At 60.2% G+C, this 21,016-nt stretch carries 23 protein-coding genes; 18 read left to right on the forward strand and 5 right to left on the reverse strand.

From position 1 onward, the window contains the following. Position 1: 1 nt before the first annotated feature. The 10 genes from U367_RS0125485 to U367_RS0125535 all read left to right on the forward strand — a co-directional run bounded on the left by U367_RS0125485 (position 2) and on the right by U367_RS0125535 (position 9,526). Positions 2-1,003, forward strand: a complete 1,002-nt coding sequence (locus tag U367_RS0125485) for a response regulator (protein WP_028619116.1) — start codon at positions 2-4, stop codon at positions 1,001-1,003. A gap of 895 nt (positions 1,004-1,898) precedes the next feature. Further along, positions 1,899-2,994, forward strand: a protein-coding gene (prfB, locus tag U367_RS1000000131855; protein WP_100215725.1) for a peptide chain release factor 2 whose coding sequence is annotated in 2 segments (ribosomal slippage) — positions 1,899-1,970 and positions 1,972-2,994 — 1,095 coding nt in all. Because the reading frame shifts where the segments join, the coding sequence is not laid out codon by codon here. Between the two features lie 93 nt (positions 2,995-3,087). Continuing rightward, complete coding sequence (gene lysS, locus U367_RS0125500; protein WP_028619117.1) at positions 3,088-4,587, forward strand: lysine--tRNA ligase; 1,500 nt, start codon at positions 3,088-3,090, stop codon at positions 4,585-4,587. Positions 4,588-4,693: 106 nt separating this feature from the next. Continuing rightward, entirely contained in the window at positions 4,694-5,410 is a 717-nt protein-coding gene (locus U367_RS0125505; RefSeq protein WP_016979842.1) for a TetR/AcrR family transcriptional regulator, read from the forward strand. A 16-nt stretch (positions 5,411-5,426) separates the two neighbouring features. Then, positions 5,427-5,975 carry a hypothetical protein gene (locus U367_RS0125510; RefSeq protein WP_028619118.1) on the forward strand — a complete coding sequence of 183 codons (549 nt, stop codon included), beginning with the start codon at positions 5,427-5,429 and terminating at the stop codon, positions 5,973-5,975. Positions 5,976-5,996: 21 nt separating this feature from the next. Then, positions 5,997-7,274, forward strand: coding sequence for a flavohemoglobin expression-modulating QEGLA motif protein (locus tag U367_RS0125515; RefSeq protein ID WP_028619119.1), 1,278 nt, complete (start codon positions 5,997-5,999; stop codon positions 7,272-7,274). 156 nt (positions 7,275-7,430) lie between these two features. Further along, positions 7,431-8,336, forward strand: coding sequence for an alpha/beta hydrolase (locus tag U367_RS0125520; protein ID WP_028619120.1), 906 nt, complete (start codon positions 7,431-7,433; stop codon positions 8,334-8,336). Next, a complete protein-coding gene (locus tag U367_RS0125525; protein ID WP_017738324.1) occupies positions 8,333-8,659 on the forward strand; it encodes a hypothetical protein in 327 nt (108 codons plus the stop codon). Before U367_RS0125520 ends, U367_RS0125525 begins: the two co-directional genes overlap by 4 nt. A 167-nt stretch (positions 8,660-8,826) precedes the next feature. After that, on the forward strand, positions 8,827-9,147 hold the full coding sequence (locus tag U367_RS0125530; protein ID WP_152537934.1) for a hypothetical protein: 321 nt from the start codon (positions 8,827-8,829) through the stop codon (positions 9,145-9,147). 184 nt (positions 9,148-9,331) lie between these two features. Continuing rightward, positions 9,332-9,526 (forward strand): hypothetical protein, encoded by a 195-nt coding sequence (locus U367_RS0125535; protein ID WP_028619122.1) that lies wholly within the window; start codon positions 9,332-9,334, stop codon positions 9,524-9,526. Between the two features lie 29 nt (positions 9,527-9,555). Here the strand turns inward: U367_RS0125535 and U367_RS0125540 are convergent, their stop codons facing one another. The 3 genes from U367_RS0125540 to U367_RS0125550 all read right to left on the reverse strand — a co-directional run bounded on the left by U367_RS0125540 (position 9,556) and on the right by U367_RS0125550 (position 11,440). Continuing rightward, positions 9,556-10,341: an OmpA family protein gene (locus tag U367_RS0125540; RefSeq protein WP_028619123.1), complete on the reverse strand. Its 786-nt coding sequence runs from the start codon at positions 10,339-10,341 to the stop codon at positions 9,556-9,558. A gap of 55 nt (positions 10,342-10,396) precedes the next feature. Continuing rightward, positions 10,397-10,822 (reverse strand): DUF4398 domain-containing protein, encoded by a 426-nt coding sequence (locus tag U367_RS0125545; protein WP_028619124.1) that lies wholly within the window; start codon positions 10,820-10,822, stop codon positions 10,397-10,399. 273 nt (positions 10,823-11,095) lie between these two features. After that, the gene (locus U367_RS0125550; protein ID WP_028619125.1) at positions 11,096-11,440 is read right to left on the reverse strand and encodes a hypothetical protein; all 345 of its coding nucleotides are present in this window, start codon (positions 11,438-11,440) and stop codon (positions 11,096-11,098) included. Between the two features lie 185 nt (positions 11,441-11,625). Here U367_RS0125550 and ppc point away from each other — a divergent pair, with 185 nt between their 5' ends. From ppc to U367_RS0125585, 7 genes are all read left to right on the forward strand, one after another. Continuing rightward, positions 11,626-14,253 (forward strand): phosphoenolpyruvate carboxylase, encoded by a 2,628-nt coding sequence (gene ppc / locus U367_RS0125555; protein ID WP_028619126.1) that lies wholly within the window; start codon positions 11,626-11,628, stop codon positions 14,251-14,253. Positions 14,254-14,532: 279 nt separating this feature from the next. Next, the gene (gene adk / locus U367_RS0125560; protein ID WP_010212617.1) at positions 14,533-15,180 is read left to right on the forward strand and encodes an adenylate kinase; all 648 of its coding nucleotides are present in this window, start codon (positions 14,533-14,535) and stop codon (positions 15,178-15,180) included. Between the two features lie 90 nt (positions 15,181-15,270). After that, entirely contained in the window at positions 15,271-15,957 is a 687-nt protein-coding gene (tsaB, locus tag U367_RS0125565; RefSeq protein ID WP_028619127.1) for a tRNA (adenosine(37)-N6)-threonylcarbamoyltransferase complex dimerization subunit type 1 TsaB, read from the forward strand. 160 nt (positions 15,958-16,117) lie between these two features. Beyond that, a complete protein-coding gene (locus tag U367_RS0125570) occupies positions 16,118-16,408 on the forward strand; it encodes a hypothetical protein (RefSeq protein WP_028619128.1) in 291 nt (96 codons plus the stop codon). After that, positions 16,408-17,268: a DUF72 domain-containing protein gene (locus tag U367_RS0125575; protein WP_028619129.1), complete on the forward strand. Its 861-nt coding sequence runs from the start codon at positions 16,408-16,410 to the stop codon at positions 17,266-17,268. The genes U367_RS0125570 and U367_RS0125575 overlap by 1 nt, the downstream gene beginning before the upstream one ends. Before the next feature lie 27 nt (positions 17,269-17,295). Further along, positions 17,296-18,123 carry an isocitrate lyase/PEP mutase family protein gene (locus U367_RS0125580; protein WP_028619130.1) on the forward strand — a complete coding sequence of 276 codons (828 nt, stop codon included), beginning with the start codon at positions 17,296-17,298 and terminating at the stop codon, positions 18,121-18,123. Between the two features lie 21 nt (positions 18,124-18,144). After that, positions 18,145-18,825, forward strand: a complete 681-nt coding sequence (locus U367_RS0125585; RefSeq protein ID WP_394365200.1) for an extensin-like domain-containing protein — start codon at positions 18,145-18,147, stop codon at positions 18,823-18,825. A gap of 3 nt (positions 18,826-18,828) precedes the next feature. On the opposite strand, the gene U367_RS0125590 is transcribed toward U367_RS0125585, so the two are convergent. Further along, complete coding sequence (locus U367_RS0125590) at positions 18,829-19,449, reverse strand: hypothetical protein (RefSeq protein WP_028619132.1); 621 nt, start codon at positions 19,447-19,449, stop codon at positions 18,829-18,831. 96 nt (positions 19,450-19,545) lie between these two features. Between U367_RS0125590 and U367_RS0125595 the strand changes: the two genes are divergently transcribed. After that, a complete protein-coding gene (locus tag U367_RS0125595; RefSeq protein WP_028619133.1) occupies positions 19,546-20,328 on the forward strand; it encodes a class I SAM-dependent methyltransferase in 783 nt (260 codons plus the stop codon). Here the strand turns inward: U367_RS0125595 and U367_RS0125600 are convergent, their stop codons facing one another. Next, positions 20,329-20,967, reverse strand: a complete 639-nt coding sequence (locus U367_RS0125600) for a TetR/AcrR family transcriptional regulator (protein WP_028619134.1) — start codon at positions 20,965-20,967, stop codon at positions 20,329-20,331. It abuts the gene before it with no gap. Positions 20,968-21,016 lie beyond the last annotated feature (49 nt).

The following is a 21,016-nucleotide window of genomic DNA, read 5'->3' on the forward strand; positions in this document are numbered from 1 at the left end:
CATGAATGATTTACAGATCGACGACATCAAGACCGACGAAAATGCCGCCATGGTGTTGCTGGTCGACGACCAGGCCATGATCGGTGAAGCCGTGCGGCGTGGCCTGGCTCATGAAGAAAACATCGATTTTCACTTCTGCGCCGATCCGCACCAGGCGATTGCCCAGGCGATCCGCATCAAGCCGACCGTGATCCTGCAGGATCTGGTGATGCCGGGCCTCGACGGCCTGACGCTGGTGCGCGAATACCGCACTCACCCGGCCACCGCGAATATCCCGATTATCGTGCTGTCCACCAAGGAAGATCCGCTGATCAAGAGCGCGGCTTTTTCTGCCGGGGCCAATGATTATCTGGTCAAGCTGCCGGACAACATCGAGTTGGTGGCGCGCATTCGCTATCACTCGCGGTCCTACATGACCCTGTTGCAGCGGGATGCGGCTTACCGTGCGTTGCGGGTCAGCCAGCAGCAGTTGCTGGACACCAATCTGGTATTGCAGCGGCTGATGAACTCCGATGGTCTGACCGGGCTGTCTAACCGTCGTCACTTTGATGAATACCTGGAGCTGGAGTGGCGTAGGGCCATGCGTGATCAGACTCAGTTGTCGTTGTTGATGATTGATGTGGATTTCTTCAAGACCTATAACGATAGTTTTGGGCACGTTGAAGGGGATGAGGCGTTGCGCAAGGTGGCGGCGACCATTCGTGAGGCGAGCAGTCGGCCTTCGGATTTGCCGGCGCGCTATGGGGGGGAGGAGTTTGCCCTGGTGCTGCCTAATACCTCGCCAGGTGGGGCGCGGTTGGTGGCCGAGAAGCTGCGCATGGCGGTGGCTGCTCTGAAGATTCCGCATAACGCGCCGACTGAGGGGTCGAGTCTGACTATCAGTATCGGGCTGTCGACCATGACGCCGCAGCAGGGGACGGATTGTCGTCAATTGATCATGGCGGCGGATAAGGGGTTGTATACGGCTAAGCATAATGGGCGGAATCAGGTGGGGATTGAGTAGGGCTTAGCGCTGCTGAGTACATATCCATTATTTAGGTTATGGCGGCTTATGGTTCCGCCCTTACGGCGGGTCACTTTTGAAAAGAGCCCAAAAGTAACCAAAAGGCTCTTGCCCCAACACTCGGCACCTCGCCTAGGCTCGGTGTGCCCTCACTCCGGCTTGAATCCGTGGGCCGCCGCGATGGGCCATCCTTGGCCCAGCGCGGCTAACCCGGCGTCCTGCCGGGTTACCCACGGATTCAAGCCTGCGTTCGGCCAGCGTGTTTGACGGGGCGCCTCAGATCAAGAGCGACTCGCTTCGCATCGTAGATACGCGGTCCCGTGTAGGAGCCGGGGGGACGCCTAGTTCTTGCCGGCGAAAAACGTGAGACCGCCGCGTTTTGTCTGGTTCCCCGCGTCATCGTTGAAGACCATCGCCGGCAAGAACTAGGCGTCCCCCCGGCTCCTACAGGACCGCGTTTGCTTTTGCCTTTGCTCTACACCACTCAAGCCGGCTGTCAGGCCGCTGTGCTTTTGCTTTTGATTTTGATCTTAGGCGCCCCGTCAAACACGCTGGCCGGAATTCGGCAGGGATTTGGGGGGTAAACCGGCAGGGATGCCGGTTTAGCCGCCCCGCGCCATGGATGGCGCGTGGCGGCGGCCCCCCAAATCACTGTCGGATTACGGGCACACCGAGCCTAGGCGAGGTGCCGAGTGTTGGGGCAAGAGCCCTTTGCTTACTTTGGGGCTTTTCCAAAGTGAGCCGCCGTAAGGGCGGAACCCTAAGTGGCCGTTACCTAAATAACGGATATGCCCCCCACCAACCCCAACCCTTTTCGCCCAGCGGACTGCCGCTCCCCCCCATTTCCCGTTATACTCGCCGGCTTTCAAAAGTTCGCCAACGAGTGCTGCCCGCCATGGAAATCAACCCGATCCTTAACACCATCAAGGACCTGTCCGAGCGCTCCGAAACTATTCGGGGGTATCTTTGACTACGATCAAAAGCATGAGCGTCTGACCGAAGTCAATCGCGAGCTTGAAGATCCTGCTGTCTGGAACAAACCTGAATACGCCCAGGAACTGGGCCGCGAGCGCGCTGCGCTGGCGCAGATCGTCGATACCCTCGACGAACTGAACACCGGTCTGGCCGATTGCCGCGACCTGCTGGACATGGCCGTCGAAGAAAACGACGAAGGCGCAGTGGGCGATGTCGTCGCCGAGCTGGCCCGTCTCGAGGAAAACCTCGCCAAACTCGAATTCCGTCGCATGTTCAGCCACGAGATGGACCCGAACAACGCCTACCTGGATATCCAGGCCGGTTCCGGCGGCACCGAGGCCCAGGACTGGGCCAACATCCTGCTGCGCATGTACCTGCGCTGGGCCGACAAGCGCGGTTTCGAAGCGACCATCATGGAGCTGTCCGCCGGTGAAGTCGCCGGTATCAAGGGCGCAACCGTGCACATCAAGGGCGAATACGCTTTTGGCTGGCTGCGCACCGAGATCGGCGTACACCGCCTGGTACGCAAGAGCCCGTTCGACTCCGGCAACCGTCGCCACACCTCGTTCTCCGCCGTTTTCGTCTCGCCAGAGATCGACGATAAGGTGGAAATCGAGATCAACCCGGCCGACCTGCGCATCGACACCTACCGCTCCTCCGGTGCCGGTGGTCAGCACGTAAACACCACCGACTCGGCCGTACGTATCACCCACGTACCGACCAACACCGTGGTCAGCTGCCAGAACGAACGTTCCCAGCACGCCAACAAGGACACCGCCATGAAAATGCTGCGGGCCAAGTTGTACGAGCAGGAAATGCAGAAACGCAACGCCGCGTCCCAAGCGCTGGAAGACACCAAGTCGGATATCGGCTGGGGTCACCAGATCCGCTCTTATGTGCTCGATGCGTCGCGGATCAAGGATCTGCGCACTAACATCGAACGCAGTGACTGTGACAAGGTACTCGACGGCGATATCGACGAATACCTGGAAGCCAGCCTGAAGTCCGGCCTGTAATACGCTGACAAACCGCGATCCCTGTAGGAGCCGGCTTGCCGGCGATCCCCGGCCTGAGCCTGGGACAACGAACCCGATGGAATATTTAAAGACATGAGCGACCAACAACTCGACCAGGCCCTGCAACAGGAAGAAAACTCCCTGATCGCCCTGCGCAAGGAAAAGCTTGCTGCCGAGCGCGCCAAGGGCAATGCCTTCCCCAACGACTTCCGCCGCGAAAACTACTGCGATGCCTTGCAGAAGCAGTACGCGGACAAGACCAAGGAAGAGCTGGCAGAGGCTGCGATCCCGGTCAAGGTGGCAGGTCGCATCATGCTCAACCGTGGCTCGTTCATGGTGATCCAGGACATGACCGGTCGCATCCAGGTCTACGTCAACCGCAAGACCTTGCCGGAAGAAACCCTGGCCTCGGTGAAAACCTGGGACATGGGCGACATCATCGCGGCCGAAGGCACCCTGGCCCGCTCCGGCAAGGGCGACCTGTATGTGGAAATGACCAACGTGCGCCTGCTGACCAAGTCGCTGCGCCCGCTGCCGGACAAGCACCACGGCCTGACCGACACCGAACAACGCTACCGCCAGCGCTACGTTGACCTGATCGTCAACGAAGACGTGCGCCACACCTTCCGTGTGCGCTCGCAAGTGATTGCGCACATCCGTACCTTCCTGATGCAGCGTGACTTCCTGGAAGTGGAAACCCCGATGCTGCAGACCATCCCCGGTGGTGCCGCAGCCAAGCCGTTCGAAACCCACCACAACGCGCTGGACATGGAAATGTTCCTGCGTATCGCGCCGGAGCTGTACCTCAAGCGTCTTGTTGTCGGCGGCTTCGAAAAAGTGTTCGAGATCAACCGCAACTTCCGTAACGAAGGCGTTTCGACCCGTCACAACCCAGAATTCACCATGTTGGAGTTCTATCAGGCCTACGCCGACTACGAAGACAACATGGACCTGACCGAAGAACTGTTCCGCGAACTGGCGCAGTTGGTCCTGGGCAGCACCGACGTGCCGTACGGCGACAAGGTGTTCCACTTCGGCGAGCCGTTCGTGCGTCTGTCGGTGTTCGACTCGATCCTCAAGTACAACCCTGAGCTGACCGCCGACGACCTGAACGATATCGACAAGGCCCGTGCCATCGCCAAGAAAGCCGGCGCCAAGGTGCTGGGCTTCGAAGGCCTGGGCAAATTGCAGGTGATGATTTTCGAAGAGCTGGTCGAGCACAAGCTGGAACAGCCGCACTTCATTACCCAGTACCCGTTCGAAGTGTCGCCGCTGGCCCGTCGCAACGATGACAACCCGAACGTCACCGACCGTTTCGAGCTGTTCATCGGTGGCCGCGAAATCGCCAATGCCTACTCCGAGCTTAACGACGCGGAAGACCAGGCCGAGCGCTTCATGGCCCAGGTGGCCGACAAGGACGCCGGTGACGACGAAGCCATGCACTACGACGCTGACTTCGTCCGCGCCCTGGAGTACGGCATGCCGCCGACGGCCGGTGAAGGGATCGGCATTGACCGTCTGGTGATGCTGTTGACCAACTCGCCGTCGATCCGCGACGTAATCTTGTTCCCGCACATGCGGCCACAAGCGTAACCGAAGCGAAATCCGAAGCCGCCTTTTATAAGGCGGCTTTTTTATGGGGCGTTATTAAGCGTCAAGCAAACAGCGCCAGGTTTTGATCTATTCAAGGATGTGAGTCGTGAACCGCGTAACCGCTCAAGAAGGCGCCGCCGGCATTGCCGCTGCCGTGGCTGAAAGCGTCCAGTACCAGGGCCGCAAGGCCAGTCGTCGGGGTAGCGAGCAACGCAGACAAGACATTCTCGATGCAGCCATGCGCATTGTGGTGCGTGATGGCGTGCGGGCTGTGCGCCATCGCGCGGTGGCGGCGGAGGCGGGGGTGCCGTTGTCGGCCACCACCTACTATTTCAAGGACATCGATGACCTGCTCACCGATACCTTCGCCCAATACGTCGAGCGCAGCGCTGCGTTCATGGGCAAGCTGTGGGTGCGCAACGAAGGCCTGCTGCGCGAGATGGTCGCCTATGGCGATGGCAGCCCGCAGTCACGTTCGCAACTGGCCGATGACATTGCGCGGCTGACCGCCGATTACGTCTTGCGCCAGCTGACCAACCGTCGTGAGCACCTGATGGCCGAGCAGGCGTTCCGCCAGGAAGCATTGCTCAATCCGCGTCTGGCCGAGTTGGTACGTTCCCACCAGCAGATTCTGTTGCAGGGCACCGGGCAGTTTTTTCAGGTGCTGGGCTCCCGCGAGCCGCAACAGGATGCCAAAGTGTTGACGGCGATAATCAGTCGGATGGAATATCAGGGCCTGCTGGGCGGCGCAGAGCCTCTGACCGGTGAAGAGATGCTTGAGATCCTCAAGCGTTACATGCATTTGGTGTTGGCCTCGGTCTGACACCGGGGGATGTTCAATGAAAACCTGGCGTGTGGTTGTAATCGGCTTGTCGCTCCTGCTGCTGAGTGGTTGCCTTGTGACCTTCAAGGACCCGCTGCCGGCCCATGACGCCGCGCCGCAGGCACTGCTTGGCCAATGGTCGAGCAAAAACGCCTGGGGCGAGCCGCTCAACCTGCACATCACCGCCGTTGGTGAGCACCGGTACAAAGCGGTGAGCTACCCTACAGCCAAGCCCGGCCAGCGTGACGAGTATCTGTTCAGCGTTTCGCGCCATGGCAGCCGCTGGTACTTGTCGGCGCCGCTACCGGCCAAACTAGGCGGGAACTTCATCCTGGCGGGTTTCGAAATCAACGAAAAGCATGAATTGGTGGTCTACAACCTCGACCTGGAGCAGATCCATCAAGCCATGGACCAAAAGGCGTTGCACGGCAGTACCGTGGAAACCGTCGAAGGTGCTGGCGTGTTGGTGGACAGCCCCTTGGACCAGGTGTTTGCCTACCTGGATGACCCGGCCAACGCCGATGTATTCGTGGAAGCCGTGCGCTACCAGCGTGCGGGCAAATAACGTTTAAAGAGGAAGCACCGGGTGGACGATTACCAGCAGACGATACGCACCTTGTCTGATCGCATTGTGCTGGCGCAAACACCGATTCGCGTCCTCGACGCCGTGAAGTGGGACGAGAACATTCGTCAGGGATTTCTCAAGGCAAAGGGCAAGGAAATGCCGGCGGTGAGCCGCGACTACTACCTCAACCGGCCGCTGGCGTTCGATTCCAGCGCAGTGAAGCTGGAGTTCCAGAACATCGAGCGCGACATCACCCGTCGCCTCGGCCAGTTCAGCCCGGTGGGGCAGATCATGCGCCGCATGTGCAAGGAATACCGCATGGTGGTGCGCATGCTCGAAGCGCGCGGCACCGAGGATTTCGGCCTGATTTCCCAGGAGCTCTACGGCGCCGCGTCCGATGCGTTCCACGCTGGCGACCCGACCCTGGCTGACTTGGGGCTGATGCTTTCGGACTACCTGAATAATATCGATGGCCGTGGCGACTTGAAGGATGAGGCCAAGACCCTCACCGCCAAGGACGCCGTGGCCCTGCTGCAAACCCGCCTGAACAAAGTGTTTGGCGAGGCCGAAGAGACCATCCGCGTGTTCGAGTCCGACGGTATCGTCGCCGACGCCGCGGCGGGTGCCGACTACATCAAGATCCGCGCCGACGCGATGTTCAACGACCGCGACGTGCGCGCCCTGGAAGTGCATGAAGGCCTGGTGCATGTCGGCACCACGCTCAATGGCCAGAACCAGCCGATCTGCACCTTCCTGTCCAAAGGCCCGCCCTCGTCTACCGTGACCCAGGAAGGCCTGGCGATCCTGATGGAAATCATCACCTTCGCCTCCTACCCGAGCCGCCTGCGCAAGCTGACCAACCGCACCCGCGCCATCCATATGGTGGAAGAGGGCGCCGACTTCCTGCAGGTGTTCGAGTTCTTCCGCGAACAAGGCTTTGAGATGGCCGAAAGCTACGGCAATGCCAGTCGCGTATTCCGTGGCTCGGTGCCGACCGGTCTGCCGTTTACAAAGGATCTGTCCTACCTCAAGGGCTTTATCATGGTCTACAACTACATCCAGCTCGCCGTGCGCAAAGGCAAGCTGGAACAAGTGCCGCTGCTGTTCTGCGGCAAGACCACCCTGGAAGACATGCGTACCCTGCGCCAACTGGTGGACGAAGGCCTGGTGGTGCCGCCCAAGTACCTGCCGGAGCAGTTCCGCGACATGAACGCGCTGGCGGCATGGATGTGCTTCTCCAACTTCCTCAACCACTTGAGCCTGGATCGGATCGAGGCGGATTACTCGAATATCCTTTGACGAAACCGGATCGACCTGTGGGAGCGGGCTTGCTCGCGAAAGCGGTACATCAGATATACATAAGTTGACTGATACACGGCTTTCGCGAGCAAGCCCGCTCCCACATTTGAATCTCTGAAAGATTTAAAATTTCGAATAATAGCGAGGCTTCAACGGATGAGAATCCTCGGCATTCTTTGCCTGCTACTCACATTGAACGGCTGTAGCTCACTGCTGTTCTACCCCGAACCCGGCCTGCCATTCACGCCGGAAAAAGCCCATCTGCAATATCGCGACGTCACCTTGACCACCGCCGACGGCGTGAAGCTCCACGCCTGGTGGTTGCCGGCCAAGCCTGGTGTGCCGCTCAAGGGCACGGTGCTGCATTTGCACGGTAACGGCGGCAACCTGGCCTGGCACCTGGGCGGCAGTTGGTGGTTGCCCGAGCAGGGCTACCAAGTGCTGCTGCTGGACTATCGCGGCTACGGCTTATCGGAAGGCAAACCCTCGCTGCCCGCGATCTATCAGGATGTGGACGCGGCGTTCAGTTGGATCGACAAGGCGCCTGAAACCCAGGGCCAGCCGCTGATAGTCCTCGGTCAAAGCCTGGGCGGGGCGTTGGCGGTGCATTACCTGGCTGCCCATCCGGAGCGCCAATCCCAGCTCAAGGCCCTGGTGCTGGACGGTGTGCCCGCCAGTTATCGTGACGTAGGACAATTTGCCTTGAGCACTTCCTGGTTAACATGGCCGTTTCAGGTGCCTCTGTCCTGGCTGGTGCCGGACGGCGACAGCGCAATCTATGCCATGCCGAAACTGATGGGCTTGCCGAAGCTGTTGTTCCACAGCCTGGACGACCCGATCGTGCCAATGGCCAATGGTATCCGTCTGTACCAGGCCGCACCGCCGCCACGGGTGTTGCAGTTGACCCGGGACGGGCATGTGCAGACCTTTGCCGACAAGACCTGGCAAACCGTAATGCTGCGCTATCTGGACGACCCGCAACACTTCAACGGCTTACGCCGTCTGGGCGAGATTCCGAACTACCCCATTCCTAAAGTTGATTCATCAGAGAGCCCGCAATGAGCGAAGAACGCAACATGATCCCGCTGATCCTCACCGGCATCGGCACCATCATCGGCACCGTCGGTTGCCTGTGGTTCTACGGTTACCTGCACTTCGCCAAGCCGGAAGATGCTCTGTTGCTCAGCGATTTCACTATGCTCAAGACGGTGCCAGGCGAGGACTACAAGATCTCCCTGACGCCGGCCGCGCAAGTGGCGCAATGCGTGGATGGCGTGCTGGTGATGTTCGATACCGAGCAGAAAGGCCTCAGTGGAGTGCTGGTGAACAACAAGAAGCAGGCCGTGCGATGCATGGGTCAAGAAACCCCGCAATTGCAGCAGTGAATGCCGTTTTTGCCGGTGTGGGAAAATACCCTTTTTCGTACAGATTCTTGATTTAGCGGGTGTCAGGCGCTCGGCCGGCCGGAACCAGCCTCGCGTGCTCACCACAGACCATGGACTGATTGGCAATGCTGATCAGTCCATTTTTCATTAGTCTGGAGTGAGCCTATATGGCAGGTATAAACGGAGTATCGGGTGTAGGCAGCATGGGCAGTGGCGGAAATGTCGGCGGGGGTGCCCCATCGAACCAAGGCCTCGATCAGCAGATCCAGGACCTCCAACGTAAAATCAAAGATATGCAGTCACAAGGTGCTAAAGGTGGTCAGGGCGCAGGTGAGCTCGACGAACTGATGAAGCTACTGGAAAAGCTGCTTAAACAAAAAAATGATCAAGGTGCGCAGGGCAATCAAGGCGCAGAGGATGGCCAAGGTCGCGGCCAGAGCCAGATCCAAATGCCGGAGACCCAGGGCTCCGGCAAAGTCGGCGGTTGAACGGCACCTCTCAAAAAGCGCCATTCAGGGCGTTTTTTTCGTGCTGAATCAGCTATTCAGCCTGTAACGACGTGGGGGCGTAATGCAGGGGGCCGCATGTCATGCAACTGAAATGGAAATGTCTGGAACCGGTTCGACTTAAATGCCACATAAAATGTGGAAACCTACAAAGATTGGGTCGAGGATGAAAATACATATTCCTGTATTGGAAAACATGTTGGTCATGGCAAGGCAACATGTAGCGCTGGAACAGGAAGCTGCTCGCAGGTACAAGCGCGATCAACAAATGGATGAAAAGGCGGGGGCGAAGATTGAAATGCCCGCCGTAGACACGAATCGCACCATTCAGTTTGATGAGCCGAAAAAAAACCCACCGTGAGGTGGGTTTTCTTATCCAGTGCCAATCAATCAGTTAGCGACGGAAGACCGTGGCTTGACCGGTTGGTTGTCGTTGGAAATGGTCACTTCCACACGGCGGTTCATGGCACGACCCGAGGCGCTGCCGTTGTCGGCAACCGGGTATTCCTTGCCGTAACCCTGGGTCACGATGCGCGAGATGTCCACGCCTTGTTGAGCCAGTGCGCGTTGTACCGAAGCGGCACGACGCTCGGACAGGCTCTGGTTGTACGAATCGGAACCGGTGCTGTCGGTGTAGCCTTCGACGATTACCTTACGGTCCGGGTTGTCGCGCAGGAACTGGGCCAGCTTGGTGATGTTCACCAGGCCGCTGGATTTCAGGTCGGACTTGTTGGTGGCGAACAGCACGTCACCGAAAGTTACCAAGGTACCGCGATCGGTCTGCTTGGCGTTCAGGCTGTCCTGCAGTTGCTTGATTTGCGCATCGCGCGCATCCAGCAAGGCACGGGCACGTTCGTCGCCAGCGTTTTTCAGCTTGGCTTCGGATTCACGCAGCACGATGGTGTCTTTGGCCACTTCAACGCGCTGGTTGGTCAGGTAAGCCAGTTGGTCGACTTTCTTCTCGTCTTCCTTATCGCGGTAGGCCTTGTCAGCCTTGTCCAGCCATTCGCTGGCGTCTTTGGTTTCCAGGGCCGCGAGCTTGGTGGCTTGCGGGTTGGTCTGCAGGGAGGAGAAGTTGGTCCGTGCATTTTCCAGGTTCGCGTTAGGCGGGGTGGAACAGGCCGCCAGGGCAACGCTCATCGCCAGCAGGGCAGGGATCATCAATTGTTTACGCATAGTCGTGTCGTCCTTTCAATTCGATATCAGGTGCGTTGCAGTCACAGGAAGCGTCTTACTTCTGCTGGATAGCAGCTGGACGCATGCCTTCCTTACGCAGCTCTTCAACGGCTTTCTGGGAGTCCTTCACAGCCTGTTGGGCCTTGGCAGCCTGAGCCTTGCGTTCCGCGACGCGAGCATCCCACTCGGCTTGTTCAGCCAACTGGCGAGCTTTGTCGTAGTTCTTGTCATGCATGGCAATTTCGGCTTCTTTTAGCTTGTCCTGGGCCGACTTCATTTCCACAGCCGCGTACTCAGTACCGCCGGCGCTGACAGCGCTGTTCACTGCGGACTGGGTCACCGCGTACTGCTCGGTCGGAGGGTTGCCGGCGCAGCCCGCCAGAACGAAGCTGGTGCCGATTGCCAACGCGGCCAATTTGAGCCCGCGCAGGTGGTTAAACGAGGATTTGGCAGTGCTGGTCTTCATCGTCTTCAACTCCATTGGATAACTCCTGAAAAACATCAAAATCCATGTCACTGGTCTGCGGCGGCGGGCCTGGCACTGATGCGCAAATTGCCCTTTAAAACGACCGTTCCAAGTGATGGCTTACTGGCTGTGACCGGAGGCTTTTTTCAAAAGTTCAGAGAAGATGGCGATTTGCCTAAAAAAATATCTGACTGATCGGTCAGCGTAAAAACGTTGGAACTTCTGCGTTGCGCAGTGGTACGCCGGGCCCGTATGGAGCCCGGAATAAAGAGGGTTGGTACGGGTTTGTCAGTGTTTCTGTTCGTCGCTGCTGGCGGACAGATCATGCAGGTAGCGGCGCGACAGCGTCAGAAAGCGTGGGGTGGGGCCGACGTCCTCGTACAGCGGATCGCCTTCTTCATCGGTGGCAATCACCTGCTGGCCCTTGATATAGGGGAAGCTGGCTTCCAGCTCTTCCAGGGCGGCGCCGATCAACTCACCGAGCAATTCTTCGGGGTGGCGTTTGGGGTACATCTCGGTGATGGCCGCCAGCCGCGCGGCGGACTCCATATCCAGGTGGATGGCGTACTCGGTCTTGGTCAAGCGACCCTTGGCGTTCTCTTCCCAATGCTGGGCCAGTTCTCGAATTTTCATGGCAACCTCAATGAAGCCCGCTTTTAGCGGGCGGTGATGAGTGTCCAGTCGCCTGCGCGGATAAACGCAACGACTTAACCTTGAGACTAGCTGCAACTCACAAGGTTTAAAGTCTTGTCATAAATCGATGCTGGCGGCACTCTGGCAAACCTGCGCGTCCCGGATTTCTGGCTGGAGATTGGCTGATGAGTGATATCGATGCACGCTTGCGTGAGGATGTTCACCTGCTGGGTGAGCTGTTGGGCAACACCATTCGAGAGCAGTACGGCGATGATTTCCTCGACAAGATCGAGCAGATCCGCAAAGGCGCCAAGGCTGACCGGCGCGGAGCTGGCGATGAACTGAGCACCAGCCTGAACCAGTTGCAGGAAAACGAACTGCTGCCGGTGGCCCGCGCCTTCAATCAGTTCCTGAATCTGGCCAACATTGCCGAGCAGTACCAACTGATCCACCGGCGTGATGAGTCGCAGCCGGCACCGTTCGAATCCCGTGTATTGCCCGAGTTGCTGGCGCGCCTGCAAAGCGAAGGCCACAGCAACGAATCCCTCGCTCGCCAGTTGGGGCGCCTGGAGATCGAACTGGTCCTTACCGCCCACCCCACCGAAGTGGCGCGCCGTACCCTGATCCAAAAATACGATGCCATCGCCGCCCAATTGGCGGCCCAGGATCACCGCGACCTCACCAGCGCAGAGCGCGAGCAGATCCGCCAACGCTTGCAACGCTTGATCGCCGAAGCCTGGCACACCGAAGAAATCCGCCGCACTCGACCTACGCCCGTGGACGAAGCCAAATGGGGCTTTGCGGTGATCGAGCATTCGCTGTGGCACGCGATCCCCAACTACCTGCGCAAGGCTGACCAGGCGCTGCACGCCGCCACCGGTTTGCGCTTGCCCCTGGAGGCCGCACCGATCCGCTTTGCGTCGTGGATGGGCGGCGACCGTGACGGCAACCCTAACGTCACGGCACCGGTCACCCGCGAAGTGTTGCTGTTGGCGCGCTGGATGGCCGCCGATTTGTACCTGCGCGATATCGATCACCTGGCCTCTGAGCTGTCGATGCAACACGCCAGCCCGGCGTTGCAGGCCAAGGTCGGTGATAGCGTCGAGCCTTATCGCGCTTTGCTCAAGCAACTGCGCGAACGCCTGCGCGCCACGCGCCAATGGGCGCACACCGCGTTGAGCAGCAGCACCCCGGCGCCGGCCGAGGTGTTGCAGAACAACCGCGACCTGCTGGAGCCGCTGGAGCTGTGCTACCAGTCACTGCACGAATGCGGCATGGGCGTGATCGCCGATGGGCCTTTGCTCGATTGCCTGCGTCGGGCGGTGACCTTCGGGCTGTTCCTGGTGCGGCTGGACGTGCGTCAGGATTCCAGTCGCCATTCGGCCGCCATGACCGAAATCACCGACTACCTCGGCCTGGGCCGTTACGAGGACTGGAACGAAGAGATGCGTATCAGCTTCCTGATGAAGGAGCTGGCCAACCGTCGACCGCTGTTGCCGGGCTATTTCAAACCGTCGGCGGACACTGCCGAGGTACTCAACACCTGTAAGGAAGTCGCCGCCGCACCGGCTGCATCGTTGGGCTCGTATGTCATCTCCATGGCCGGCGCTGCCTCGGACGTTTTGGCCGTGCAACTGCTGCTTAAAGAGTCGGGCGTGCAACGGCCGATGCGCGTGGTGCCATTGTTCGAAACACTGGCTGACCTGGATAACGCCGGCCCGGTGATCGAGCAACTGTTGCTGCTGCCGGGCTATCGCGCGCGTTTGCAGGGGCCGCAGGAAGTGATGATCGGCTACTCGGACTCGGCCAAGGACGCCGGCACCACCGCCGCTGCCTGGGCGCAGTACCGGGCGCAGGAGCGCCTGGTGGATATCTGCCGTGAGCAACAAGTGGAACTGCTGTTGTTCCACGGTCGCGGTGGCACCGTGGGCCGTGGCGGTGGCCCGGCTCACGCGGCGATCCTGTCGCAACCGCCGGGTTCGGTGGCGGGGCGGTTCCGCACCACCGAACAGGGCGAGATGATCCGCTTCAAGTTCGGCCTGCCGGATATCGCCGAGCAGAATCTCAACCTTTACCTGGCTGCCGTGTTGGAGGCGACGCTGTTGCCACCGCCGCCGCCGGAGCCAGCCTGGCGCCATTTGATGGATGAATTGGCGGCAGATGGTGTCAGCGCTTACCGCGCTGTGGTGCGGGAAAATCCGCAGTTCGTCGAGTATTTCCGTCAGTCCACGCCGGAACAGGAGCTGGGTCGCTTGCCCCTGGGCAGTCGCCCGGCCAAACGCCGAGCGGGCGGGATTGAAAGCCTGCGCGCGATCCCGTGGATCTTCGGCTGGACCCAGACCCGCCTGATGCTGCCGGCCTGGCTGGGTTGGGAAGCAGCGTTGAGCAAGGCCCTGGAGCGCGGCGAAGGCGAGTTGCTGGGGCAGATGCGTGAACAGTGGCCATTTTTCCGCACCCGTATCGATATGCTGGAAATGGTGCTGGCCAAGGCGGATGCCGATATCGCTCGCCTGTATGACGAGCGGCTGGTGCAGCCGGACCTGCTGCCATTGGGTGCGCATCTGCGCGACCTATTGTCGCAGGCGTGCAACGTGGTGCTTGGCCTGACCGGGCAGTCGCAACTGCTGGCCCATAGCCCGGACACCCTGGAGTTCATCCGCCTGCGCAACACCTACCTTGACCCCTTGCACTTGCTACAGGCCGAGTTGCTGGCGCGTTCACGCCAGCAGGAAGCGGCGCAGGACAGCCCTCTGGAACAGGCGCTGCTGGTCTCCGTGGCCGGTATTGCCGCCGGTTTGCGTAACACTGGCTAGGGTTTTTTGCGTGTTCTCAATAGCTTGCAGGTAAACCACGGCGGCCGCCCTGAAACGGGCGGCCGGTGTTTATGGGGCCGGGTTGCACTCAGGCACACCCTACCTATGACGCATGCCCTGCGCGGGTTCCTGCGACTTTTGGCGGCTTGTGTGGTTAAGGCCTGCTGTGTATCTTGATCAGCCTTTGGCCGTTTGGGCGGCCCGAATTCTATTTTTACGCGATTGGCCCCCTGCGGCGAATCCGAGCGTCATCTCTATAAAAAATTGAGGAGCACATCAATGCGCGTCATTCTGCTGGGAGCTCCCGGGGCCGGTAAAGGTACTCAGGCAAAGTTCATCACTGAAAAATTCGGCATTCCACAAATCTCCACCGGCGATATGCTGCGTGCGGCCGTCAAGGCTGGCACCGAGCTGGGCCTGATCGCCAAGAGCGTGATGGACAGCGGTGGCCTGGTGTCCGATGACTTGATCATCAACCTGGTCAAGGAACGCATCAGCCAGGAAGACTGCAAGAACGGTTTCCTGTTCGACGGCTTCCCACGCACCATTCCCCAGGCTGAAGCCCTGGTGAAGGCCGGCGTTGAGCTGGATGCGGTGGTTGAAATCGCGGTGGAAGATGAAGAAATCGTCCAGCGCATTGCCGGTCGTCGCGTTCACGAAGCCTCGGGCCGCGTGTACCACACTGTCTACAACCCGCCTAAAGTGGAAGGCAAGGACGATGTGACCGGCGAAGACCTGGTGCAGCGTAAAGACGACACCGAAGAAACCGTGCGTCATCGCCTGTCGGTCTACCATTCCCAGACCAAGCCGCTGGTGGACTTCTACCAGAAGCTGTCCGCTGCCCAAGGCAAGCCGAAGTACAGCCACATTCCTGGCGTTGGCTCGGTTGAAGCGATCACTGCCAAAGTGCTGCAAGCACTGAGCTGATCCCTCGACTGGCTTCACGGATAACGGCCCGCTTGCGGGCCGTTGTTGTTTATACTGGCGCACTTTTTTTCGACTTGGACACCCACACCGATGAGCACCCTGCTGGCCCTGGACACCGCGACTGAAGCTTGCTCCGTTGCCCTGCTGCATGATGGCAAGGTAACGAGCCACTACGAGGTGATCCCGCGTCTGCATGCGCAGAAGCTGTTGCCGATGATCAAGCAACTGTTGGAAGACGCCGGCACTACGCTGGCTGCGGTGGATGCCATCGCCTTCGGCCGTGGTCCGGGTGCGTTTACCGGTGTGCGTATTGCCATCGGTGTGGTGCAGGGCCTGGCATTTGCGCTGGAACGCCCGGTATTGCCGGTGTCCAACCTGGCCGTTCTGGCCCAGCGCGCCTTGCGTGAACATGGCGTTCATCAGGTTGCGGCGGCTATCGATGCGCGCATGGATGAAGTGTATTGGGGCTGCTACCGCGAAACGGCAGGCGAGATGCGCCTGATGGGTGTGGAAACTGTGCAGCCGCCTGAATCATCTGTATTGCCGGGTGATGCCAGCGGTGACTGGTTCGGTGCCGGCACCGGTTGGGGCTATGGTGAGCGCATCGCTGTGCCATTGGTTGGGAGAGACGCGGCGATGTTGCCCCACGCTGAAGATCTATTGGCCTTGGCGCGGTTTGCTTTTGAACGTGGGGAAGCGATCCCTGCGGATCAGGCAGCACCTGTTTACCTGCGCGATAAAGTGGCTCAGACCAAGGCCGAGCGCGGGATTATTTGACGTCAAAAATGATGGCAATATGGGGCTAAATTCACCAATCGTCAGAATTTGCGCCCCGTTTTAAACCTTTTTCAAATTATGTGTTCTAGTTATCACCAGAGCATTTGCGCACTACGGACAGTGCTGCCAAAATGCCATTACCGATAGCGAGTTCGCGCCCATGCGTATTGATGGCTTTTCCTCACAGTCCTACCCAATCAAGCGCAAGCCACGTAAGGCAAACGTTACGGTAGACGAGTCCGTCGAGGATTCGCTAGACTTCATCGAGGTCCAGTCCGACGCACAGGCCAACGCTCAAGCCCGTATCAGTGGTCTTCCCGCCCGTCAGCAAGACATGGTCTTCCCGCGCTCCATGAGCAAAAGCGTCGCAACCGCCCTGGCCAGCTACCTGACCACCGCCGGTTTTGTCGAATGGGATATGGAAGTGCTGGGCCTCGACATCCACATCTGATGCGCCTCCCTTACTACCTCGGTTGCCCGTCCTGGAGTGAAAACGCCTGGCGCGAGTACCTGTACCCCGCCGATGCCCGTTCCAGCGACTACCTCGCGCTCTACTCCCAGGTCTTCAACGCCGTTGAGGGCAACACCACGTTCTATGCACGACCCTCGGCCGCCACGGTGCAACGCTGGGCTGAAATCATGCCCGACGATTTTCGTTTCACGGCCAAGTTTCCCGGTGATATCAGCCACAGTGGCAACCTGATTGAGCAGCTGCCGGCTGCGGAAAGCTTTGTGGGCTTGATGAGTCCCCTGGGAGCGCGCGTATCCCCGCTATGGTTGCAACTGCCCGCGACGTTCACACCACAGCGTCTGGGGGAGTTGGCAGGCTTCATTGATGGCCTTGAGCGGCCCATGGCGGTGGAAGTGCGTCATTCGGAATTCTTCGCCAAAGGCGACGCCGAGCGCATGCTTAACCGCTTGTTACGGGACCGGGGCGTGGAGCGCATCTGCCTGGACCCGCGCGCGTTGTTCAGTTGCACGTCCACGTCAGCCGCCGTGCTGCACGCCCAATCGAAAAAGCCCAAGGTGCCAACCCGGCCGGCGGCCCTGACGCAGTTTCCACAAGTGCGTTTTATCGGTCATCCCGAACTGGAAGCCAACGACCCATTCCTGGTGCCGTGGGTGGAAAAAGTCGCCGGGTGGATCGAAGAAGGCCGCACCCCCTACGTGTTCCTGCACACCTCGGATAATCGCCTCGCGGCACAACTGGCCCTGCGTTTCCACGACCAGTTGATGGCGCGCCTGCCGGGTCTGCCGCCGCTGCCGACCTTGGATCGTGCTCCCGCCGTGGAGCAACTGGGGTTACTCTAGGGCTCCTTTTCCCGCCAGGAGCCAGACATGGATGCCCAAACCCTTCGCGCCGAAACCTTCAAGGCCTTGCACGAACGTGACCGCGCGTTCGTGATGCCTAACCCGTGGGATGCAGGCTCTGCCGTGATGCTGGCCAGCCTGGGGTTTGAAGCCCTCGCCACCACCAGTGCGGGCTACGCGTTCAGCCTGGCGCGCCCGGATGCGGAAGGGGCGTTGTCCCTGGAAGACACCTTGATCAACGCCGGCATGATTGCCAATGCCACGGCGTTGCCGGTGGCGGCGGACCTGGAAAACGGCTTCAGCGACACTCCCGAAGGCTGCGCCCAGACCATCCTGCGTGCCGCCGCTACGGGTATTGTCGGCGGCTCCATTGAAGACGCCACGGGCATTGCCGCTGACCCGATCTATCCTTTCGACCTGTCCGTCGAGCGTGTAGAAGCCGCGGTGACTGCCGCGCGCAGCCTGCCATTCCCGTTCACCCTGACGGCCCGTGCGGAAAACCTCCTGCATGGTCGCCTGGATTTGCCCGACACCATCCGCCGCCTGCAAGCCTACGCCGAAGCCGGTGCCGACGTGCTGTATGCGCCGGCCCTGCGCAGTGCCGAGGAAGTGCTGGCGGTGGTCAAGGCGGTGGCGCCCAAGCCGGTGAACGTGTTGATGTCCGGCGGCTTGAACCTCAGCGTCGCGCAACTCAGCGCGATGGGTGTGCGGCGGATCAGCGTCGGCTCGGCTCTGGCGTTGGCTGCCTATGGCGAGTTCTATCGTGCGGCCCAGGAAGTGTACGAACTGGGCACGTTCACCTTTACCGAACGCAAGATGCCATTTAGCCAGGCCAACCAGTTCTTCAAGGGCTAAGGGGTGCGTTTTTTCAAGTTGATGGGCGTGCTGCTGATCCTGGCCGGCGCCTTTGCCGTTGGCGTCTGGCGTGGTTGGGTGCCGCTGCCGGCCGATTGGAACCCGTGGGCCCCGCTGGATGTGCGCGCCAGCCCGAACCTATTGACCCGCTATAAGCTGGGTCGCCTGCAGGATGACCCGGCGTTGTGCGACCAAGTGCTGGAGACCTCGGGCCTGCGCGTCAGCCATCAAGCCGATACGCCCGCTGATGCGGCGTGTCCGCTGCGCAACACCTTGCGCGTTCAGGGTGCCGCAGTTGGCCTGAGCAGCAGTTTTCTCGCCAGTTGCCCGCTGGCGGTGGCGTTCGCCCTGTTCGAGCGCCACAGCCTGCAGCCGGCGGCCCAAGCGGTGTTCGGCCAGGCGGTGACGCGGGTCGAGCATCTGGGCAGCTTTGCCTGCCGCAATATGTACAACCGCGCCGAAGGGCGACTCAGCCAGCATGCGTCGGCCAATGCCTTGGACATCGCCGGTTTTCGCCTGGCGGACGGGCGCAGTATCAGCGTGCTCAAGGATTGGCCGCGGGAGGACGATAAGGCGCGGTTCCTGCGTCAGGTCCGCGACAGTGCCTGCGATGATTTCAACGTGGTGCTGAGCCCGGATTACAACGCCGCGCACCGCAACCATTTCCATCTGGATATGGGGCGTTGGTGGGTGTGTCGCTGAGTATCAGGCGGCCAGGCGCAGATTCTGGGTGACCAGCGGGCGCGCCCAGTAGTAGTCGAAGTCGAGCGCTTTTTGCTGCGCGACCAGCTCTTCGGTCGGGTACGGCGTGGCGGCTGGCGGCAGCAGGTCCAGTTCGAATTCGGCGATGGGCAGGTGCAGAGGGCGTGGCTCCGGCGCCGGGCCGGGCTCCGGCAACGGTTGGCCGGCGGTCAGCACGATTGGGCGCACCCAACCGCTTTCGAAGTTCTGCTGGCGCTGCTGGGCGACGATTTCTTCTTGCGGGAACGGCGTTGCGGCCGGTGGCAACAGCTCGGTTTCGAACGCGGCGATTGGCAGGAACAGCGGTTCTGGGGGGGCGATTTCGGTGTCTTTCACGTCGCACTCACGCTGGGTGAGGATCTGCGATAACAGGTCGGCGCCGGCGCTGGGCTCTACCGCTGGGTCCGCCGGTGCTGGCGCCTGCACTGCCAGCGCGTCCGGCGTATCGCCGAGCTGTTCGGCCAACGCACGGGCGAAGAAGTCCTGCCACACATGACTCACTCCAGCCAGCGCTTGAGTGTTGCGCAGGCCGTAGTGGTTGTGGGTCGGCAGTACACCGATGGTTAGGGGAAGAATGTCTGACATTTTTCTCGGTCGACGCTCAGCTCTGGCAAAATACCTGACTGTTGTTTTTATCGGCCGCCGTTTGCCGATCCTTAATATTTTTGAGCGTAGTAATTGATGAGCGAACAACCAGCGGCCAGCCGCATCCAGGTCGAGGCCTTGGGCGAGGGTTTCCAGGGCCGCGCCGAGCAGTGGGCGTCACTGCTCGATTTGCCGATGCATGTAGCCGATGCGGACTTTTCCCTGCAAGTGGGGGAGCACGGCCTACAGCTGCAACAGCTCGGGCCTGACGCGCCGGGGCCGGTGCGGGTGGACTTTGTCGAAGGTGGCGCGGCGCATCGGCGTCTTTACGGCGGTGGCAGCGGGCAGATGATCGCCAAGGCCGTGGGCATCGCCCAAGGCGTTCGCCCCCGGGTGCTGGATGCCACGGCCGGCCTGGGCAAGGACGCCTTCGTGCTGGCCAGCCTGGGCTGCGAGATGAGCCTGATCGAGCGCCAGCCGCTGATCGGCGCCTTGCTCGAAGACGGTCTGGCACGTGGCGCGGATGATTTTGAGGTGGCGCCGATCGTGGCGCGCATGGTGCTGCTCAAGGGCAACTCCATCGACGTGATGCGCAACTGGGAAGGTGAGCCGCCCCAAGTGATCTACCTCGACCCGATGTTCCCGCACCGTGAGAAAACCGCCTTGGTGAAGAAGGAAATGCGCCTGTTCCGGCCACTGGTGGGGGATGATCCAGACGCACCGGCGCTGTTGGCCGCCGCCCTGGCCCTGGCCAGCCACCGTGTGGTAGTCAAGCGCCCGCGCAAGGCGCCATGCATTGAAGGGCCCAAGCCGAGTCATGCGCTGGATGGCAAATCCAGTCGCTATGACATCTACCCAAAGAAGGCGCTCAAGCCTTGATCATGAAGGCCTGTAGGCCCGCATAAACAACCCCACTACCTCCTGCACATGTTCTTCGGCGGCTTCTTCACTCAGTTGCCCGCCGCAGCCATATAGCAAGCAGAAATTAGCCGTGCCCTTGAGCAGGCAGAAGAAATGCTCGGCCGCCGTAAAGGGCTTGTCGATGCTCAGCGCGCCGCTCTGGTCGATCTTGCCGAGCAGGCGCTCCATGCCCTGCAGCATGCGCATGGGGCCGGCCTCGAAGAAGATCTGCGAGAGTTTCACGTCCTGATTGCCGGTGGTCATCATCAGGCGATGCAGGTTGACCGACTCCTCACTGTTGATCAGACGATGGAACCCCCGCGCGATATTCAGCAACACAGTCTCCACGGGCATGCCCGCAGGCAACTCGAAGTACATCACCGGCAGTTGTTCTTCGCACTTGGCCACCACCGCGGCGGTGAACAAGGTCTCTTTATCGTTGAAGTGGCTGTACACGGTCAGTTTCGACACGCCGGCCTCAAGGGCCACGGCATCCATGCTGGTACTGGCGTAGCCATTGCTCAAAAACAGGATTTTCGCTGCTTCGAGGATTGCCTGGCGTTTTGCCATGTCCTTGGGGCGCCCGGGGCTATTGGTGTTTACGGGATTGTCGGACATTTTTACCTTTAATACTGGACTGGTGAGTTTGGTATTAATAACATACTGG

The sequence above is a fragment of the Pseudomonas canadensis genome, from assembly GCF_000503215.1.
Classification (GTDB): domain Bacteria; phylum Pseudomonadota; class Gammaproteobacteria; order Pseudomonadales; family Pseudomonadaceae; genus Aquipseudomonas; species Aquipseudomonas canadensis.

Coding starts and splice junctions, on each gene's coding strand:
- U367_RS0125520 (WP_028619120.1), top strand. CDS start 7,431: ATGAGAATCCTCGGCATTCTTTGCCTGCTACTCACATTGAACGGCTGT.
- ppc (WP_028619126.1), top strand. CDS start 11,626: ATGAGTGATATCGATGCACGCTTGCGTGAGGATGTTCACCTGCTGGGT.
- lysS (WP_028619117.1), top strand. CDS start 3,088: ATGAGCGACCAACAACTCGACCAGGCCCTGCAACAGGAAGAAAACTCC.
- U367_RS0125570 (WP_028619128.1), top strand. CDS start 16,118: ATGCGTATTGATGGCTTTTCCTCACAGTCCTACCCAATCAAGCGCAAG.
- U367_RS0125485 (WP_028619116.1), top strand. CDS start 2: ATGAATGATTTACAGATCGACGACATCAAGACCGACGAAAATGCCGCC.
- U367_RS0125535 (WP_028619122.1), top strand. CDS start 9,332: ATGAAAATACATATTCCTGTATTGGAAAACATGTTGGTCATGGCAAGG.
- U367_RS0125525 (WP_017738324.1), top strand. CDS start 8,333: ATGAGCGAAGAACGCAACATGATCCCGCTGATCCTCACCGGCATCGGC.
- U367_RS0125510 (WP_028619118.1), top strand. CDS start 5,427: ATGAAAACCTGGCGTGTGGTTGTAATCGGCTTGTCGCTCCTGCTGCTG.
- U367_RS0125530 (WP_152537934.1), top strand. CDS start 8,827: ATGGCAGGTATAAACGGAGTATCGGGTGTAGGCAGCATGGGCAGTGGC.
- U367_RS0125545 (WP_028619124.1), bottom strand. CDS start 10,822: ATGGAGTTGAAGACGATGAAGACCAGCACTGCCAAATCCTCGTTTAAC.
- adk (WP_010212617.1), top strand. CDS start 14,533: ATGCGCGTCATTCTGCTGGGAGCTCCCGGGGCCGGTAAAGGTACTCAG.
- U367_RS0125600 (WP_028619134.1), bottom strand. CDS start 20,967: ATGTCCGACAATCCCGTAAACACCAATAGCCCCGGGCGCCCCAAGGAC.
- U367_RS0125590 (WP_028619132.1), bottom strand. CDS start 19,449: ATGTCAGACATTCTTCCCCTAACCATCGGTGTACTGCCGACCCACAAC.
- U367_RS0125585 (WP_394365200.1), top strand. CDS start 18,145: ATGGGCGTGCTGCTGATCCTGGCCGGCGCCTTTGCCGTTGGCGTCTGG.
- U367_RS0125550 (WP_028619125.1), bottom strand. CDS start 11,440: ATGAAAATTCGAGAACTGGCCCAGCATTGGGAAGAGAACGCCAAGGGT.
- tsaB (WP_028619127.1), top strand. CDS start 15,271: ATGAGCACCCTGCTGGCCCTGGACACCGCGACTGAAGCTTGCTCCGTT.
- U367_RS0125595 (WP_028619133.1), top strand. CDS start 19,546: ATGAGCGAACAACCAGCGGCCAGCCGCATCCAGGTCGAGGCCTTGGGC.
- U367_RS0125540 (WP_028619123.1), bottom strand. CDS start 10,341: ATGCGTAAACAATTGATGATCCCTGCCCTGCTGGCGATGAGCGTTGCC.
- U367_RS0125580 (WP_028619130.1), top strand. CDS start 17,296: ATGGATGCCCAAACCCTTCGCGCCGAAACCTTCAAGGCCTTGCACGAA.
- U367_RS0125575 (WP_028619129.1), top strand. CDS start 16,408: ATGCGCCTCCCTTACTACCTCGGTTGCCCGTCCTGGAGTGAAAACGCC.